The sequence below is a fragment of the Planktothrix serta PCC 8927 genome (assembly GCF_900010725.2).
GTDB classification, from domain to species: domain Bacteria; phylum Cyanobacteriota; class Cyanobacteriia; order Cyanobacteriales; family Microcoleaceae; genus Planktothrix; species Planktothrix serta.
Genome location: NZ_LR734929.1, coordinates 1 through 452 on the forward strand (window position 1 = coordinate 1; position 452 = coordinate 452).

General features: G+C 48.0%; 1 protein-coding gene. It reads left to right on the forward strand.

The genetic code is table 11. The features are described from left to right. Positions 1 to 452: WD40 repeat domain-containing protein (locus PL8927_RS27675; RefSeq protein WP_197047594.1), on the forward strand; the 452-nt coding region annotated here is incomplete at both ends.

Below are 452 nucleotides of genomic sequence, written 5' to 3' on the forward strand. Positions count from 1 at the left end.
GCTCTCGCCATTACTCCCGATGGACAACGGGTGGTTTCCAGTTCAAAGGATAAAACCCTAAAGGTTTGGAACTTGACGACAGGGAAGGAGGAACGCACCCTCTCCGGTCATGGTGATTCGGTATATGCTTTCGCCATTACTCCCGATGGACAACGGGTGGTTTCTGGTTCAAAAGATAAAACCTTAAAGATTTGGAATCTGGCTACAGGAGAGGAGGAATATACCCTCTCCGGCCATAGTGACTCGGTAAATGCTCTCGCCATTACTCCCGATGGACAACGGGTGGTTTCTGGTTCAAAGGATAAAACATTAAAGGTCTGGAACTTGACGACAGGGAAGGAGGAACACACCCTCTCCAGTCATAGTGATTCGGTAAATGCTCTCGCCATTACTCCCGATGGACAACGGGTGGTTTCCAGTTCAAAGGATAAAACCCTAAAGGTTTGGAACTT